Origin of the sequence: Pseudomonas siliginis, from assembly GCF_024072275.1 — a bacterium.
Lineage (GTDB): Bacteria > Pseudomonadota > Gammaproteobacteria > Pseudomonadales > Pseudomonadaceae > Aquipseudomonas > Aquipseudomonas siliginis.
Genome location: NZ_CP099598.1, coordinates 5,214,908 through 5,228,778, shown reverse-complemented (window position 1 = coordinate 5,228,778; position 13,871 = coordinate 5,214,908). Strand labels below are relative to the sequence as shown.

The window sequence follows — 13,871 nt, the reverse complement described above, 5'->3', positions numbered from 1 at the left end:
GAGAAAAATGAAAAGTTTGTTATGTAATCTTATAACGAAAGTGCGCAGAGTGTGCCCGTGCGCTTGAGATTGCGCAAGACATGGCTAAGCACCGCCCGGGATGAGGTCGCGGGCGGTGCTGGGATTGAATGTCATGCTTGCAGAATCAGAAGCCTGCGCCGGGATAGTCGAACCAATAGTGTCCCGAAAGGACATCGTTGATCAGATTTGCGTCGAGCACGCTCGGGGCATCGCGACTGAAACGCTGTCGCCAAGCCGGAAGCCACCAGTAGTTGATGGCTGTTCCGCGCGGAAATACCACCAGAGTCAGCACCTCCTTATCCATTTTGCCCTGCGTGTAGAGTTGATGACTGCGATCCATCAGGGCCATGTACTGGTCGATTGGCAGTCTGAACATAAGTGCCATGGTGAAGATTTTTTCACTCTGACTGAACGCCGGACTCTGCAGTACCCGCAATGCTTCGCAAGTGTGTGAATTCGGTTGACTCGCTATGCTCTGGCCTTCGGGGGTTGAAAGTATGTCGAAACGATCATCCATGTCTCGCCAGTCGGTCCGGCTATTGCGCTCAAAGTAATCACGAATAACAAGGGTCAGTGGACCTGCAGTTTCCCCGTCAGCGGGACAAGCCGAAAGATCGGCAGGCAACCAGATGCGCCATGCCACGATGAGCAAAAACGGAATTATGAGGAGGAGCGAATAAGGGCGTTTCATTGTGGCGTGCTGTGTTTGTAGCGTCGGAAAATAGTGAAGTCATGGTCGCTGGGATTTGCATTGCCGGTCGCATGGCGAAAACCTGCGTCGTTAACTTCAACTTTTTCCCACCCTGCAGAAATGCATACGCCCTTCGTTAGAACGAAGCCGACATGGCCGCTGGCGTCGGAATAATTCATTGCGTAAGCGCCGACGTCCCCGGGCAACGGCGTGCGCTCGACTTTCCAGCTGTTGAGCAATCGTTGTCCATTCGCCCATTCACCCGCGAGCGGAGGACTAACCTTGGAGAAATATGGCAGGTATTTCGATTTGCCATGTTCAATCAACGCCACGTTGACCCCAATTGCGGTCAGCACGTCGTAGACGAACAGATTGCATTTATTTGTGTTTGGTGGAAATTCCACGCTCTGGCTGAGAGTAGGGTGTGGCAGCGACTTTTTGCTTTTATTCCCTGCCCACTGTGTTGATCCCCGGTGTGACAGCGCCTCCATCAGTATCCTGCGCGGCATGTCCTGAATGACGACTTTCACCGTTCGGGTTTCATTTGTACGTTTCACACCATATTCGACTTCGTAGAATGCGTCGTTCGAGACAGCGCCGCTGGTCGTTAGCGGGACTTTTACCCACGGTGATATCGCTACGATCGAAAGAGACTTCCCTGGATTCAACGTAGCAGTGTGCATACCTTTTTTTGTACCGGAGTTCCCCACAATCTGAACCGTCACTTCGTGGGTGTCTCGGGTTTTGATCGACGGTAGTTCCTTGCCCGCGAGCGTTATAGCGATCTGGCCGTTTTTGGATATCAATGAATAAATGCGAGGCCTGTCATCGTTTTGAACGATGTTGTCATCTACGACCTGACCGTCGATAAGCAGCTGAAATTTTACGCCTGGCGGTGGCTGCATCAGAAAGTCTTTAAAGATGAGTTTGATTTCCGATTTCATGACAAATCCTGTGTCAGGGGCTCTTCATAGGCATAGAAAGTCCATTCGGAATCTTCCCCTACCAACAGGGTGTCGTAATCCGAAGCGTTTTTTACCGGGTGTTCGCAGCCTTCGCCTGTGAGGTTGCAAGTGCTGTCTTGTAAAACGGCAACCTTCGCCTTGTCCTTGAGTTTGTAAGCCAAACCTGGCTTTTCCGTGTCATTAAGGCGTTCGATGATGACCTGCAAGTAGCGATAAGAGGTCAGGGCAGCAATCGGTGGCCCCATGTCAATTGGAGCGGGCCGGCCAATTCCTGCGAAACCACTGTGTTGCTGAGTGAGCAGCTTATTGGTCATGGGCGGACAACCGCAGGCGACGTAGTCACCCTCTAGCGCAGCTGGTCCGGCAGGTAAAATCAGCGTTCTTTCACCCACTGCTACGATGGGGCCTTTGCCAGGCCCACAGACCGGACAACTGGCGAGTTGTCCAATGGAAGCGATTATTCTTCCTTCGATATTGAGGTTCTCATTTCCTTCAAGTATCACGCCACCTGTAGAGGTCGGGCCTCCTTTAGAGGCCAGTTTTCGTCCTGAAGACATTGGGAATCCTTCCCGCAAAAAGAGATTAATTTAGCCGATTAACCGGGAATTACCAGATGTGTTTGGCGCCCTTTACTTGGCGTTGCACAAGTCCCATGGGAGCATGCAGGTCAGAAAAGTGCAGGAGCGAACTTGATGTTGCGGATACGCGGAACGGTCGGCGAGGTGCCGGTGGATTTGACGGTGGAGCTGGATGACAGCGATTGGGCCAGGCTGGGTTCGGCGCTGAGCGGGCAGGCGCCGGTCGCGCAGTCCGAGGCAGTGGCGTCGGCCCCGGCGGCGAAGCCGGTGAATCAGGACGATGCGCTGTGGCAGGTGGCCAAAGACTTGCTGCGTAAGGCCGGGCAACTCAGTGGACCGGATCTGCTCGATCAACTGGAAGCGCTGACCGGCAGTGCGGTGGCGGGCAAGCGTTTGCTCGTGCGCTTGCGCCACAGTTCCGATGTGAAAGTGGCGAGCGGCGGGGATACGCCGCTCTATAGCTGGATCGGGTAAGGCCTTAATACAGCGCCGCAAACACTTTGCGACGGTAAGCCGTCACCAACGGATGATCATTGCCCAGCAGTTCGAACACCTGCAGCAAGGTCTTGTGCGGCAAGCCTTCGCCGTAGCTGCGGTTGCGGATGAACAGTTTGAGCAAGGCGTCCAGCGCCGCTTCGTATTGCTGGCGCGCCAGTTGCTGGATCGCCAGTTGGTACACCGCTTCATCATCCTGCGGATTTTGCGCCAGGCGGCTTTTCAGGTCGGCGGCGTCCGGCAGGTCGCGGGCGAGGCCGAGGAACTGGATCTGCGCCTTGGCCCCAGCGAGTGCGGCTTTGTGCTCATCGCTCTTGACCGCGTCGAGCACGGTTTGCGCTTCGCCCAGCTCACCGCGTTCGGTCAGGCAGCGTGCGTAAAGGATCAGCGCCCTGGCGTTGGTATTGTCTTCATTGAGCAGGGTCACCAGCGCCGCTTCCGCCTCGGCGAAGTGACCTTCGTCGAACATCGCCTGAGCCTGTTCGAACGGGTCGGCAGCGGCCGGTGGCGGCATCTGCACATGCGGTTCGAGCAGGGCGCGCACGGCGGATTCCGGTTGTGCCCCGGCAAAGCCATCGACCGGCTGACCGTCCTTGAACAGCACCACGGTCGGCAGGCTGCGAATGCCGAAGCGGGCGACGATGTCCTGCTCGATGTCGCAATTGACCTTGGCCAGCAGCAACTCGCCCTGATAGCTCTCGGCAATGCCTTGCAGCATCGGCATCAACGCCTTGCACGGCGCACACCATTCGGCCCAGAAATCCACCAGCACTGGTTTGTTGAAGGAGGCTTCGATCACCGACTGGTCGAAATCGGCAGTCGTGGCGTCGAAGATATACGGCGTTTGCTCACTCATGGGGGATCTCGTCAAAGCGTGGATGGGGCAACTATAAGGCTTGGTGGGGGGTGGCCGGAAGCGGGGCGGGTCGAGAGGTGTGTTGCATGGGCGGACGCCTTCGCGAGCAGGCTCGCTCCCACAGGGGATTTATGAACGGCACAGATCCAGTGTGGGAGCGAGCCTGCTCGCGAAGCTTTTAGCTAGCGCCGTGCATGGTAGAGGCTGACATGTCTGAATTCTTCGGGCTCGGCCAGATCGGGGAGGGTCATCGCCTCCAGCATCTCGATCCGTTCATACAACGGATGCCGAAAATCCCGCACCCGTGAATCCGCCACCAGCGCCTCGCGTCCGCGACTGAGAAACGCGTCGAGCAGCGGCAAGTTCGCCCGGTCATACAACACGTCGGCAACCAGAATCAGATCGAAGCGATCGGCCTCGGCAAAGAAATCCGTCGAGTAGCTCATCTGCACAGCATTGAGCTCGGCATTTGCCCGGCAAGCGGCGATCGCCAACGGATCGAGATCGCAGGCCACCACTTCCAGCGCCCCGGCCTTCACCGCCGCGATACCGGCAATCCCGGAGCCGGCGCCGAAATCCAGCACGCGCTTGCCGCGCACCCACTCTGGAAACTGTGCCAGATAACGCGCCACGGCCAAGCCGCTGGCCCAGCAAAAGCTCCAATAGGGCGGTTCATGCAGGATGCGCTGGGTTTCTTCCTGGCTGAATTCGCGGGCCATGTTGTCGCCGTCGATCAACCACAGCTGCAAATCGGTGCCCGGCAACGCGCAGGCTTTCAGTCTGGCGTCGCCGAGCAATTCCCCCAAGGCCTGTTGCAGGTCGAGCGGTGCTGTCATGGCGCTTTGACGAATTGCAGCTGGCCCAACGCCTGAGTGGTCGGTTGAGTGATGGTCTGCGATGGCAGGTGCAGAATCAGTTGTCCGGACTGGCTCGCGCGACCGCGCAGCTCAACCCGTGCGCCGGCCGGAAACGCCTCGGGGTTGAAGCGCAGGTGAAACGGCAGGATCTGGTTGTTGCCGATCAGGCTGGAACTGGCGAGCAATTGTTGCGGGCGATCCTTTTCATCGATCACCAGCAGCGCCAGTTCGACTTCGGCGCCGGCCGGCACCCCTTGCAGGCTGCCGCTCAATTCGCGCTGATGCGCCGGCAGCGGGCCGAGTTCGGCAGCCTCTTTGGCTTTTTTCTGCGCCTGCTGCGGCGCGGGGCCTGGGGTCGGCGGTTGCGGCTTGGGTGCGTCGCTGCCACAGGCCACCAGCAGGCTGAAAAGACTGAGCAGAACGAGCGGACGTAACGGCATTGGAGGCTCCGGCAGAATGAATTCCATGGATCAGACGATCATGCCGTTCTGTATACCGCAAAGCCTATGGCTTGTCTTGCCACGGGGATGCGCTACCATGGCCCTCCCATTTTTTGTTGCCAGCCACCATGCACTGTCCCTTCTGCGGTGCCAACGACACCAAGGTCATCGACTCGCGTCTGGTCGCCGAGGGCGAACAGGTGCGCCGCCGGCGTGAATGCCTGGCCTGCGGCGAACGATTCACGACGTTCGAGACGGCCGAACTGGTGTTGCCGCGCCTGATCAAAACCGACGGCAGCCGCCAACCGTTCGACGAAGAAAAACTCCGCGCCGGCATGCAACGCGCGCTGGAGAAACGTCCGGTCAGCGTCGAGCGCCTCGAATCCTCTCTGGTCCACATCAAGCACAAGCTGCGCGCCACCGGCGAGCGCGAGGTCAAGTCCCTCGTGGTCGGCGAACTGGTCATGGCCGAGCTGCAAAAGCTTGATGAAGTCGCCTACATCCGCTTCGCTTCGGTGTACAAGCGCTTCCAGGACCTCAATGAATTCCGCGAAGAGATCGACCGCCTCGCCCGCGAACCGGTGAAAGAATGACCACCGCCGCCGAGCAGGCGATCCTCGACGCGCATTTCATGGCGCGCGCGCTGGAACTGGCGCGCAAGGGCCACTACACCACCCATCCCAATCCACGGGTCGGTTGTGTGGTGGTGCGTGACGGCCAGATTGTCGGGGAAGGCTGGCATGAGCGCGCCGGCGAACCCCATGCCGAAGTCCATGCCCTGCGCGCCGCCGGCGAGCAGGCCCGGGGCGCGACGGCGTATGTGACCCTCGAACCTTGCAGCCATCACGGACGCACGCCGCCGTGCGCCGACGCCTTGGTGACCGCTGGCGTTGCCCGGGTCGTGGCGGCGATGCGTGATCCCAATCCACAAGTTGCCGGACGCGGTTTGCAGCGCCTGGCCGAGGCCGGTATCGCCACTGAAAGTGGGGTGCTGGAAGCGGAAGCACGCAAGCTCAATCAAGGTTTTCTGAAACGCATGGAGTTCGGCTTGCCATTCGTGCGGGTCAAGTTGGCCATGAGCCTCGACGGGCGCACGGCGATGGAAAGCGGCGAGAGCCAATGGATCACCGGCCCGGCGGCGCGTTCGGCGGTGCAGCGTTTGCGCGCTGAGGCGGCGGTGGTGCTGACCGGCGCTGACACGGTGTTGGCCGATGGCGCACGCTTGACCGTACGCGCGGACGAACTCGGTCTCGACAGCGAGCAAACAGCGCTGGCCATGAGTCGCCCACCATTGCGGGTGTTGATCGATGGCCGCCTGCGAGTGCCGCTGGATGCGCCGTTCTTCAAGGCCGGGCCGGCACTGGTCGCCACTTGTGTCGCGGTGGAAGAGCAATATGCCAATGGCCCGGAATGCCTGATCGTGCCGGGTGCCGACGGCCAGGTCGATCTGCATCAATTGCTTATCGAACTGGCCAATCGAGGCACCAACGAGGTGCTGGTCGAGGCCGGGCCGCGTCTGGCCGGTGCCTTTGCGCAATTGGGTCTGGTCGACGAATTCGTGATCTTCATTGCCGGCAAATTCCTCGGCTCCACGGCGCGTCCGCTGCTCGACTGGCCGCTGGCGCAGATGAAAGAAGCGCCGGAACTGAAAATCACTGAAATCCGCGCGGTGGGCGATGACTGGCGAGTCACTGCGATCCCTGTCCCTGCAGCCCGCGTATAATTCCCGGCCATTGCGTTAGCGCTGGCCTCGTTCTCAAGGAGAACCCCATGTTCACCGGCATCATCGAATCCATCGGCAGTATCCGCGCACTGACCCCAAAGGGCGGTGATGTGCGGGTGCACGTCGCAACCGGCAAGCTCGATCTGAGCGACGTCAAACTCGGCGACAGCATCGCGGTCAACGGCGTTTGCCTGACCGCCGTCGAGTTGCCGGGCGACGGCTTTGCCGCCGACGTCAGCCGCGAAACCCTTGATTGCACCGCCATGAATGACCTGAAAAGCGGCAGCCCGGTCAATCTGGAAAAAGCCCTGACCCCGACCACCCGCCTCGGCGGGCACTTGGTCAGCGGTCACGTCGATGGTGTCGGCGAAGTGGTATCGCGCAGCGACAATGCCCGCGCCGTGGAATTTCGCATCCGCGCGCCGAAAGAGCTGGCCAAGTACATCGCCCATAAAGGCTCGATCACCGTCGACGGCACCAGCCTGACCGTGAACGAAGTCGATGGCGCCGAATTCATGCTGACGATCATTCCGCACACCCTCAGCGAAACCATCATGGCTTCATACAAGCCGGGCCGCCGGGTGAATCTGGAAGTCGACCTGCTGGCGCGTTATCTGGAGCGTCTGCTGCTGGGTGACAAGGCTGCGGAAAAGACCGCCGGCAGCACCATCACCGAAAGCTTTCTGGCCCAAAACGGCTACCTCAAATAATTCAAAAGAAGGGGGTGCCTTGTGGCGCTCAATAGCATCGAAGAACTGGTTGAAGACATCCGCCAAGGCAAGATGGTCATCCTCATGGATGACGAAGACCGCGAGAACGAAGGCGACCTGATCATGGCCGCCGAATGCTGCCAGGCCGAACACATCAACTTCATGGCCAAGCACGCCCGTGGCCTGATCTGCATGCCGATGAGCCGCGAGCGCTGCGAACTGTTGAAGCTGCCGCTGATGGCGCCGCGCAACGGTTCCGGTTTCGGCACCAAGTTCACCGTTTCGATCGAAGCCGCCGAAGGCGTGACCACCGGCATCTCCGCCGCCGATCGCGCGCGCACCGTGCAAGCGGCAGCCGCCAAAGACGCCAAGGCTGAAGACATCGTCAGCCCGGGTCACATTTTCCCGCTGATGGCCCAGGCCGGCGGCACCCTCGCTCGCGCCGGCCACACCGAAGCCGCTTGCGACCTGGCGCGCATGGCCGGTTTCGAGCCGAGCGGAGTGATCTGCGAAGTGATGAACGACGACGGCACCATGTCCCGTCGCGCTGAACTCGAAGCATTCGCCGCCGAACACAACATCAAGATCGGCACCATCGCCGACCTGATTCACTACCGGATGATCCACGAACGTACCGTTCAGCGGATTGCCGAGCAGCCGCTGGATAGCGAACTGGGCCAATTCAACCTGGTGACCTATCGTGATTCGGTGGAAGGCGACGTGCACATGGCCCTGACGCTGGGCACTGTCTGCGCTGAGGAGCCGACGCTGGTTCGCGTGCACAACATGGATCCGCTGCGCGATCTGCTGATGGTCAAGCAACCGGGCCGCTGGAGCCTGCGCGCCGCCATGGCTGCGGTCGCCGAGGCCGGCAGCGGTGTGGTGCTGCTGCTCGGTCACCCGCTTGATGGTGACGTGCTGCTGGCGCATATCCGTGAAACCGGTGAGCAGGCAGCGCCAAAAAAACCGACCACTTACAGCATTGTCGGTGCCGGTTCGCAGATCCTGCGTGACCTCGGCGTGCGCAAAATGCGCTTGATGTCGGCACCAATGAAGTTCAATGCGATATCCGGTTTCGATCTGGAAGTTGTAGAATACGTGCCCTCCGAATAATGACCGGCTGTTTCCGGACTCCGATTCGCGGCAAATAATCACTGAGGGGCGCGTAGCAGACGCGTCCCGGCTCTTTAAGAGAACTGACGAATGACCCTGAAGACCATCGAAGGTACCTTCATCGCCCCTAAAGGCCGCTACGCTCTGGTAGTGGGCCGCTTCAACAGCTTCGTGGTTGAAAGCCTGGTCAGCGGTGCCGTTGATGCCCTGGTTCGCCACGGCGTGAGCGAAAGCGACATCACCATCATCCGCGCACCAGGCGCCTTCGAAATCCCGCTGGTTGCGCAGAAAGTCGCCCAGAAAGGCGAGTTCGCAGCGATCATCGCCCTTGGCGCGGTCATTCGTGGCGGTACTCCGCACTTCGAATACGTGGCTGGCGAGTGCACCAAAGGCCTGGCCCAGGTCTCCATGGAGTTCGGCGTACCGGTCGCGTTCGGCGTGCTGACCGTCGATTCCATTGAGCAAGCCATCGAACGTTCCGGCACCAAGGCCGGTAACAAAGGTGCCGAAGCTGCCCTGTCCGCTCTGGAAATGGTCAGCCTGCTGGCGCAGTTGGAGGCCAAGTGATTAGCGACGAAAGCGATCGTTTCAACCCGCGCGATCCGAAACCTGCGGATGCCGGCAAGCCGTCGAAAAGCGCCAAGCGTCGCGAAGCCCGTCAGCTCGCGACTCAAGCGCTGTACCAGTGGCATATGGCCCGGCAATCGCTGAACGAGATCGAAGCGCAGTTTCGCGTTGATAACGATTTCACCGATGTTGACGGTGCCTACTTCCGTGAAATCCTTCACGGGGTTCCGCAGTTCAAGACCGAAATCGACACCGCCCTGACGCCGTGCCTGGATCTGGCGATCGAAGAGCTGGACCCGGTTGAACTGGCGGTTCTGCGCCTGTCGACCTGGGAACTGCTCAAGCGCGTCGACGTGCCGTACCGCGTTGTGATCAACGAAGGTATCGAACTGGCCAAGGTGTTCGGTTCGACCGACGGCCACAAGTTCGTCAACGGTGTGCTCGACAAGCTGGCCCCGCGCCTGCGTGAAGCTGAAGTGAAGGCGTTCAAGCGCTGATCGGCGCTTGAATACTTTTTCTCGGCCATGGGCGAGTTTGAGCTGATCCGCAATTTCTTCGCCGCCGCGCCTTGTGCGCAGGGCGGCGAAGGCGTTGCTCTGGGGATCGGCGACGACTGCGCCTTGCTGGCGGTTCCCGCAGGGGAACAGCTGGCGGTTTCCACCGATACGCTGGTGGCCGGTGTGCATTTCGCCGACCCCTGCGATCCGTTTCTGCTCGGTCAGCGCTCGCTGGCCGTCGCGGTCAGTGACCTGGCCGCCATGGGCGCCGCGCCCGTTGCCTTCACCCTTGCCCTGACCTTACCGACGGTAACCGCCGATTGGCTGCAAGCCTATGCCCGGGGTTTGAACCGCATGGCGCAAAGCTGCGGCGTTGCCCTGGTCGGCGGCGACACCACGCGCGGGCCGTTGAGCCTGACGGTCACCGTTTTCGGCCGCGTACCCGCTGGCCAGGCCTTGACCCGCAGCGGTGCGCAGGCCGGTGATCTGCTCTGCGTCGGCGGCGAACTGGGCAATGCTGCCGGCGCCTTGCCGCTGGTATTGGCTCAACGTGATGCCGAAGCGCATATCGCCCAGCCGCTGCTCGAGCATTACTGGTCGCCACAACCGCAACTGGCGCTCGGTCAGGCCCTGCGCGGCAAGGCCACGGCGGCACTGGACATCTCCGACGGCCTGCTCGCCGATTGCGGGCATATCGCGCTGGCGTCGAAGGTGCGACTTGAGATTGAACGCGAGCGTGTACCGTTGTCGGATGCTTTAGTCGCGTTTCTCGGCCAGCGCGGTGCCGAGCGCGCGGCATTGAGCGGTGGTGATGATTACGTACTGGCCTTCACCTTGCCGTCCGCCGAGTTGCCGGCACTGCTGGCCGACGGCTGGCCGATCCATGTGATCGGGCGAGTGCTGCCGGGCCAGGGCGTGGTGCTGCTGGACCGCGACCGACGCGACATCACTCCGCAGATTCGCGGCTACCAACATTTTCAGGAGACACCGTGACAGATCACCCGAAACAGGTTCCTGCCGAATTCGTGCCTCCTTCGGTCTGGCGCAATCCGTGGCATTTCCTCGCGTTCGGCTTCGGCTCCGGCACGTTGCCAAAAGCCCCGGGCACGTGGGGCTCGCTGGTGGCGCTGCCGTTCATTCCGTTGTGGCAGATGCTGCCCGACTGGGGCTACTGGCTGATGCTCGGCATCACCATGCTGTTCGGCTTCTGGCTGTGCGGCAAAGTCGCTGACGATTTGCGCGTTCACGACCACGAAGGCATCGTCTGGGATGAAATGGTCGGCATGTGGATCACCCTGTGGCTGGTGCCGGAAGGCTGGTACTGGTTGCTCGCGGGTTTTCTGGTGTTCCGCTTCTTCGATATTCTCAAGCCGTGGCCGATCCGCTGGATCGACAAGCATGTGCATGGCGGCGTCGGCATCATGCTCGACGACGTGCTGGCCGGTGTGTTCGCCTGGCTGGCGATGCAAGGGCTGGTATGGGTATTCGCCTGATTCGACTCACGTGAGGAACCACGCAATGCTGCGACGCGGGTTGGCGCTGCTGCTTCTGGCTCTGCTGGGCACGTTCGCCCACGCGCAGGCCGCCGCGCCTGTGCCTGCGGTCATCCACCTGGCCAGCGAAGACTGGGAGGATTACACCGCCGCCGATGGTCACGGTCTGGCCTGGGACGTGTTGCGCAAAGTGTTCGAGCCGGCCGGGGTCAAGCTGGATATCCGCACGGTGCCGTACACCCGTTCGATCGGGCTGGTGCAGTTGAAGGAAGTCGACGCACTGGTTGGCTCCTACCGTGACGAAGCCGAGCACGTGCTGTACCCGCAATCGAAGTTCGATTCTGATCACATCTACGCGCTGGGCCTGGCCAGCAGCCCGCCGCCGACCCTGGCGACCCTGGGCAGATACCGTTTGGCCTGGGTGCGCGGCTACCGTTACGAAAACTACTTGCCGAACATCCAGCGCTTCAACCAGATCGAACGGCGCACCGGCATTCTGCTGATGCTCAAGCAGGGGCGGGCGGATTACTACATCGATGCGCTGACCGAGATTGAAGCGGTCGTGCGCGATGCCGCGGATCCGGCGCAGTATCGCTATTCGCATCTGGCTGAGTTGCCGCTGTTTCTCGGTTTCGCCGATACCCCACAGGCTCGCGCGTTGATGGCGCTGTATGACCGGCGCATGGCGGAACTGGTCAAGAGCGGAGAGCTGAAGCCGGTCTTCGAGAGGTGGAAGCAGCCGTATCCGTTTGATCCAAAATGATCACAATGTCCTGTGGGAGCGAGCCTGCTCGCGAAGGCATTGGTTCAGCCGCATTTGAATCGACTGACACGCCGCCTTCGCGAGCAGGCTCGCTCCCACAGAGGACCAGCGCATGGCAGCTGTCATCAAACTTTTTGATGTTTATGCCCGATAATTCAGCCTAAGCGTCTACAGGAACCTGCTGTTACAATGCCCGCCTGCGAATTTTCAGTCTTCTAGATCAGGAGCACATCGGTGCCTGTCGTCTTCGTCGCCGCTTCCAAGCTGCCAACGCCTTTTGCGCAATTCACCATGCACGGCTTTCTCGATGAGAGCACCGGGCGTGAGCACGTCGTGCTGAGCCTCGGTGAAATTGCCGATGGCGCCCCGGTACTCGGTCGTCTGCATTCCGAATGCCTGACCGGCGATGCCTTGTTCAGCCAGCGTTGTGACTGCGGCTCGCAACTGGAAGCCGCGCTGCAGGCGATCGCCCGCGAAGGCCGTGGCGTGCTGCTGTATCTGCGTCAGGAAGGGCGCGGCATCGGTCTGCTGAACAAGATCCGTGCCTACGAGTTGCAGGATGGCGGCGCTGACACCGTGGAAGCCAACGAGCGTCTGGGCTTTGCCGCCGATCAGCGCGACTACGCCATGTGCCTGCCGATGCTCGAACACCTGGGCGTGAAATCCCTGCGCTTGATGACCAACAACCCGCGCAAGGTCAAAGCGCTGACCGACATGGGCATCGTCGTCGCCGAACGCGTGCCGCTGCACACCGGGCACAATCCGCACAACAAACTCTACCTGGCGACCAAGGCCAGCAAGCTCGACCACATGATGGGCAACGAGCATCAGGGCGAGGCCGACCGCGCGTGACCCGCGGCCAGGTGCGGCGGCGGTTGTCGGTGGCCTGGTGGCAATACCTGGCGCTGGCGCTGTTGCCGCTGTTCGTGCTCAACGCGCTGTTCGGTGAAGGCCAGGGCCTGTTGCCAGTGCTGGCGATGCCTTTGTTCATCGCTGGCGTCGCCTCGATGTTTGTCAGCCTCAAGTATTTCGCTCGCTACAAACACGCGTTGATCGCCACGCAAAAAGCCCTCGATACCGCTGAAGAACCCGCCGCCTGGATTGCCCTTGCGGCGCGTCGGCGTGCAGCGTTGCTGGTGGCGTCTTTGCCGGCGTGGATTGGCGCGCTGGCGGTGTTCGTCGGCCTCGAAGCCGTGCCGTTGATGCTGCTGGCGCTGTCTACCGCCGTGCTGTTCTACCTCTACCGTATTCCGCGTCAACTAGTTTGATGCCTCGCCTGTGGCTGGCGGTTGTGCTGCTCGCCCTGAGCAGTCAGGTGCCGGCCGCATTGCGGGTGGTCAGCCTCGCGCCGTCGCTTTCCGAAATCGTCGTTGAACTGGACTCTGCCGACCTGTTGGTCGGCGTGCTGGATGCGGGCGAGCGGCCGCCGGCAATTGCCGATGTTGCGTCTGTGGGGCGCTACGGTCAGCTCGACATGGAGCGCTTGCTCAGCCTGAAACCGGATTTGCTGCTGCTCTGGCCCGGCAGCGTCGGCGCCGGGCAGCGTGATCAGCTCAAACGTCTGAACATTCCGACCTTCGTCGCCGAGCCGCACACGTTGACGCAACTGGCGACGCAGATCGAAGCCATTGCCGAACAGCTCGGGCGTCCAGAACGTGGGGCGAAACGAGCGGCCGAATTGCGAGAGCAACTGAATGATCTGCGCCAGCGTTATCGTCGTGATGTGCCGCTGCGGGTGTTTTATCAGGTCTGGGACAAGCCGCTGTACACCGTCGGGGGAGGGCAGATCATCAGCGATGCGCTTGAGGTGTGCGGCGCGCGCAATATCTTCGCCGAGCTGAATCTGCCGGCACCACAGGTGAGTATCGAGGCGGTATTGCAGCGTGATCCCGAGGTGATTGTCGCCGGTGATCAGGCCCAGCTAGGGGAGTGGAAGGCCTGGCCGCAGGTGGCGGCGGTCAGGCAGGGGAGACTGCTATTGGTCACTGACAAAGGCCTTGAGCGACCGAGCGGGCAGATGATCAGCGCGACTGCCAAGCTTTGCCAATTGATCGCGCCGGATCGGTAGATCGTATCGCCTGTATTCGCGAGCAGGCTCGCTC

General features: G+C 60.9%; 19 protein-coding genes. 13 read left to right on the top strand and 6 right to left on the bottom strand.

Annotated features, from left to right (window positions below):
- Positions 1 to 145: 145 nt before the first annotated feature.
- The 3 genes from NF676_RS24015 to NF676_RS24005 are packed head-to-tail and all read right to left on the bottom strand — an operon-like array spanning position 146 to position 2,234.
- Positions 146 to 712 carry a hypothetical protein gene (locus NF676_RS24015; RefSeq protein WP_024014498.1) on the bottom strand — a complete coding sequence of 189 codons (567 nt, stop codon included), beginning with the start codon at positions 710 to 712 and terminating at the stop codon, positions 146 to 148.
- On the bottom strand, positions 709 to 1,656 hold the full coding sequence (locus NF676_RS24010) for a CHAP domain-containing protein (protein ID WP_095181933.1): 948 nt from the start codon (positions 1,654 to 1,656) through the stop codon (positions 709 to 711). The genes NF676_RS24015 and NF676_RS24010 overlap by 4 nt, the downstream gene beginning before the upstream one ends.
- Positions 1,653 to 2,234, bottom strand: coding sequence for a PAAR domain-containing protein (locus NF676_RS24005; RefSeq protein ID WP_252886871.1), 582 nt, complete (start codon positions 2,232 to 2,234; stop codon positions 1,653 to 1,655). Before NF676_RS24005 ends, NF676_RS24010 begins: the two co-directional genes overlap by 4 nt.
- A gap of 135 nt (positions 2,235 to 2,369) precedes the next feature.
- On the opposite strand from NF676_RS24005, the gene NF676_RS24000 reads away from it, so the two are divergent.
- The gene (locus tag NF676_RS24000; RefSeq protein ID WP_056790738.1) at positions 2,370 to 2,729 is read left to right on the top strand and encodes a hypothetical protein; all 360 of its coding nucleotides are present in this window, start codon (positions 2,370 to 2,372) and stop codon (positions 2,727 to 2,729) included.
- Positions 2,730 to 2,733: 4 nt separating this feature from the next.
- Here the strand turns inward: NF676_RS24000 and trxA are convergent, their stop codons facing one another.
- The 3 genes from trxA to NF676_RS23985 form a co-directional block, all read right to left on the bottom strand.
- Positions 2,734 to 3,606 (bottom strand): thioredoxin, encoded by an 873-nt coding sequence (gene trxA / locus NF676_RS23995; protein WP_056790736.1) that lies wholly within the window; start codon positions 3,604 to 3,606, stop codon positions 2,734 to 2,736.
- Between the two features lie 182 nt (positions 3,607 to 3,788).
- Positions 3,789 to 4,442 (bottom strand): class I SAM-dependent methyltransferase, encoded by a 654-nt coding sequence (locus tag NF676_RS23990; protein WP_056790733.1) that lies wholly within the window; start codon positions 4,440 to 4,442, stop codon positions 3,789 to 3,791.
- Positions 4,439 to 4,903, bottom strand: coding sequence for a YbaY family lipoprotein (locus tag NF676_RS23985; RefSeq protein WP_024014493.1), 465 nt, complete (start codon positions 4,901 to 4,903; stop codon positions 4,439 to 4,441). The genes NF676_RS23990 and NF676_RS23985 overlap by 4 nt, the downstream gene beginning before the upstream one ends.
- Before the next feature lie 128 nt (positions 4,904 to 5,031).
- On the opposite strand from NF676_RS23985, the gene nrdR reads away from it, so the two are divergent.
- The 12 genes from nrdR to NF676_RS23925 all read left to right on the top strand — a co-directional run bounded on the left by nrdR (position 5,032) and on the right by NF676_RS23925 (position 13,837).
- Positions 5,032 to 5,496 carry a transcriptional regulator NrdR gene (gene nrdR, locus NF676_RS23980; RefSeq protein ID WP_007910946.1) on the top strand — a complete coding sequence of 155 codons (465 nt, stop codon included), beginning with the start codon at positions 5,032 to 5,034 and terminating at the stop codon, positions 5,494 to 5,496.
- Positions 5,493 to 6,626 (top strand): bifunctional diaminohydroxyphosphoribosylaminopyrimidine deaminase/5-amino-6-(5-phosphoribosylamino)uracil reductase RibD, encoded by a 1,134-nt coding sequence (gene ribD, locus NF676_RS23975; RefSeq protein WP_252886870.1) that lies wholly within the window; start codon positions 5,493 to 5,495, stop codon positions 6,624 to 6,626. The genes nrdR and ribD overlap by 4 nt, the downstream gene beginning before the upstream one ends.
- Positions 6,627 to 6,673: 47 nt before the next feature.
- Positions 6,674 to 7,336 (top strand): riboflavin synthase, encoded by a 663-nt coding sequence (locus NF676_RS23970; RefSeq protein ID WP_016772981.1) that lies wholly within the window; start codon positions 6,674 to 6,676, stop codon positions 7,334 to 7,336.
- 21 nt (positions 7,337 to 7,357) lie between these two features.
- Positions 7,358 to 8,449: a bifunctional 3,4-dihydroxy-2-butanone-4-phosphate synthase/GTP cyclohydrolase II gene (ribBA, locus tag NF676_RS23965; protein WP_039761895.1), complete on the top strand. Its 1,092-nt coding sequence runs from the start codon at positions 7,358 to 7,360 to the stop codon at positions 8,447 to 8,449.
- Between the two features lie 90 nt (positions 8,450 to 8,539).
- Positions 8,540 to 9,016 (top strand): 6,7-dimethyl-8-ribityllumazine synthase, encoded by a 477-nt coding sequence (gene ribH / locus NF676_RS23960; protein ID WP_003228649.1) that lies wholly within the window; start codon positions 8,540 to 8,542, stop codon positions 9,014 to 9,016.
- A complete protein-coding gene (gene nusB / locus NF676_RS23955; RefSeq protein ID WP_024014489.1) occupies positions 9,013 to 9,513 on the top strand; it encodes a transcription antitermination factor NusB in 501 nt (166 codons plus the stop codon). The genes ribH and nusB overlap by 4 nt, the downstream gene beginning before the upstream one ends.
- A gap of 27 nt (positions 9,514 to 9,540) precedes the next feature.
- Complete coding sequence (gene thiL, locus NF676_RS23950) at positions 9,541 to 10,506, top strand: thiamine-phosphate kinase (protein WP_252886869.1); 966 nt, start codon at positions 9,541 to 9,543, stop codon at positions 10,504 to 10,506.
- Positions 10,503 to 11,006, top strand: a complete 504-nt coding sequence (locus NF676_RS23945) for a phosphatidylglycerophosphatase A family protein (protein ID WP_039761886.1) — start codon at positions 10,503 to 10,505, stop codon at positions 11,004 to 11,006. Before thiL ends, NF676_RS23945 begins: the two co-directional genes overlap by 4 nt.
- Positions 11,007 to 11,031: 25 nt before the next feature.
- Positions 11,032 to 11,769 carry a substrate-binding periplasmic protein gene (locus NF676_RS23940; RefSeq protein ID WP_252886868.1) on the top strand — a complete coding sequence of 246 codons (738 nt, stop codon included), beginning with the start codon at positions 11,032 to 11,034 and terminating at the stop codon, positions 11,767 to 11,769.
- Positions 11,770 to 12,003: 234 nt separating this feature from the next.
- On the top strand, positions 12,004 to 12,621 hold the full coding sequence (gene ribA, locus NF676_RS23935; protein WP_041477692.1) for a GTP cyclohydrolase II: 618 nt from the start codon (positions 12,004 to 12,006) through the stop codon (positions 12,619 to 12,621).
- On the top strand, positions 12,618 to 13,037 hold the full coding sequence (locus tag NF676_RS23930; protein ID WP_252886867.1) for an MFS transporter: 420 nt from the start codon (positions 12,618 to 12,620) through the stop codon (positions 13,035 to 13,037). The genes ribA and NF676_RS23930 overlap by 4 nt, the downstream gene beginning before the upstream one ends.
- Entirely contained in the window at positions 13,037 to 13,837 is an 801-nt protein-coding gene (locus NF676_RS23925; RefSeq protein ID WP_252886866.1) for a cobalamin-binding protein, read from the top strand. The genes NF676_RS23930 and NF676_RS23925 overlap by 1 nt, the downstream gene beginning before the upstream one ends.
- The last annotated feature ends 34 nt before the right edge of the window (positions 13,838 to 13,871 follow it).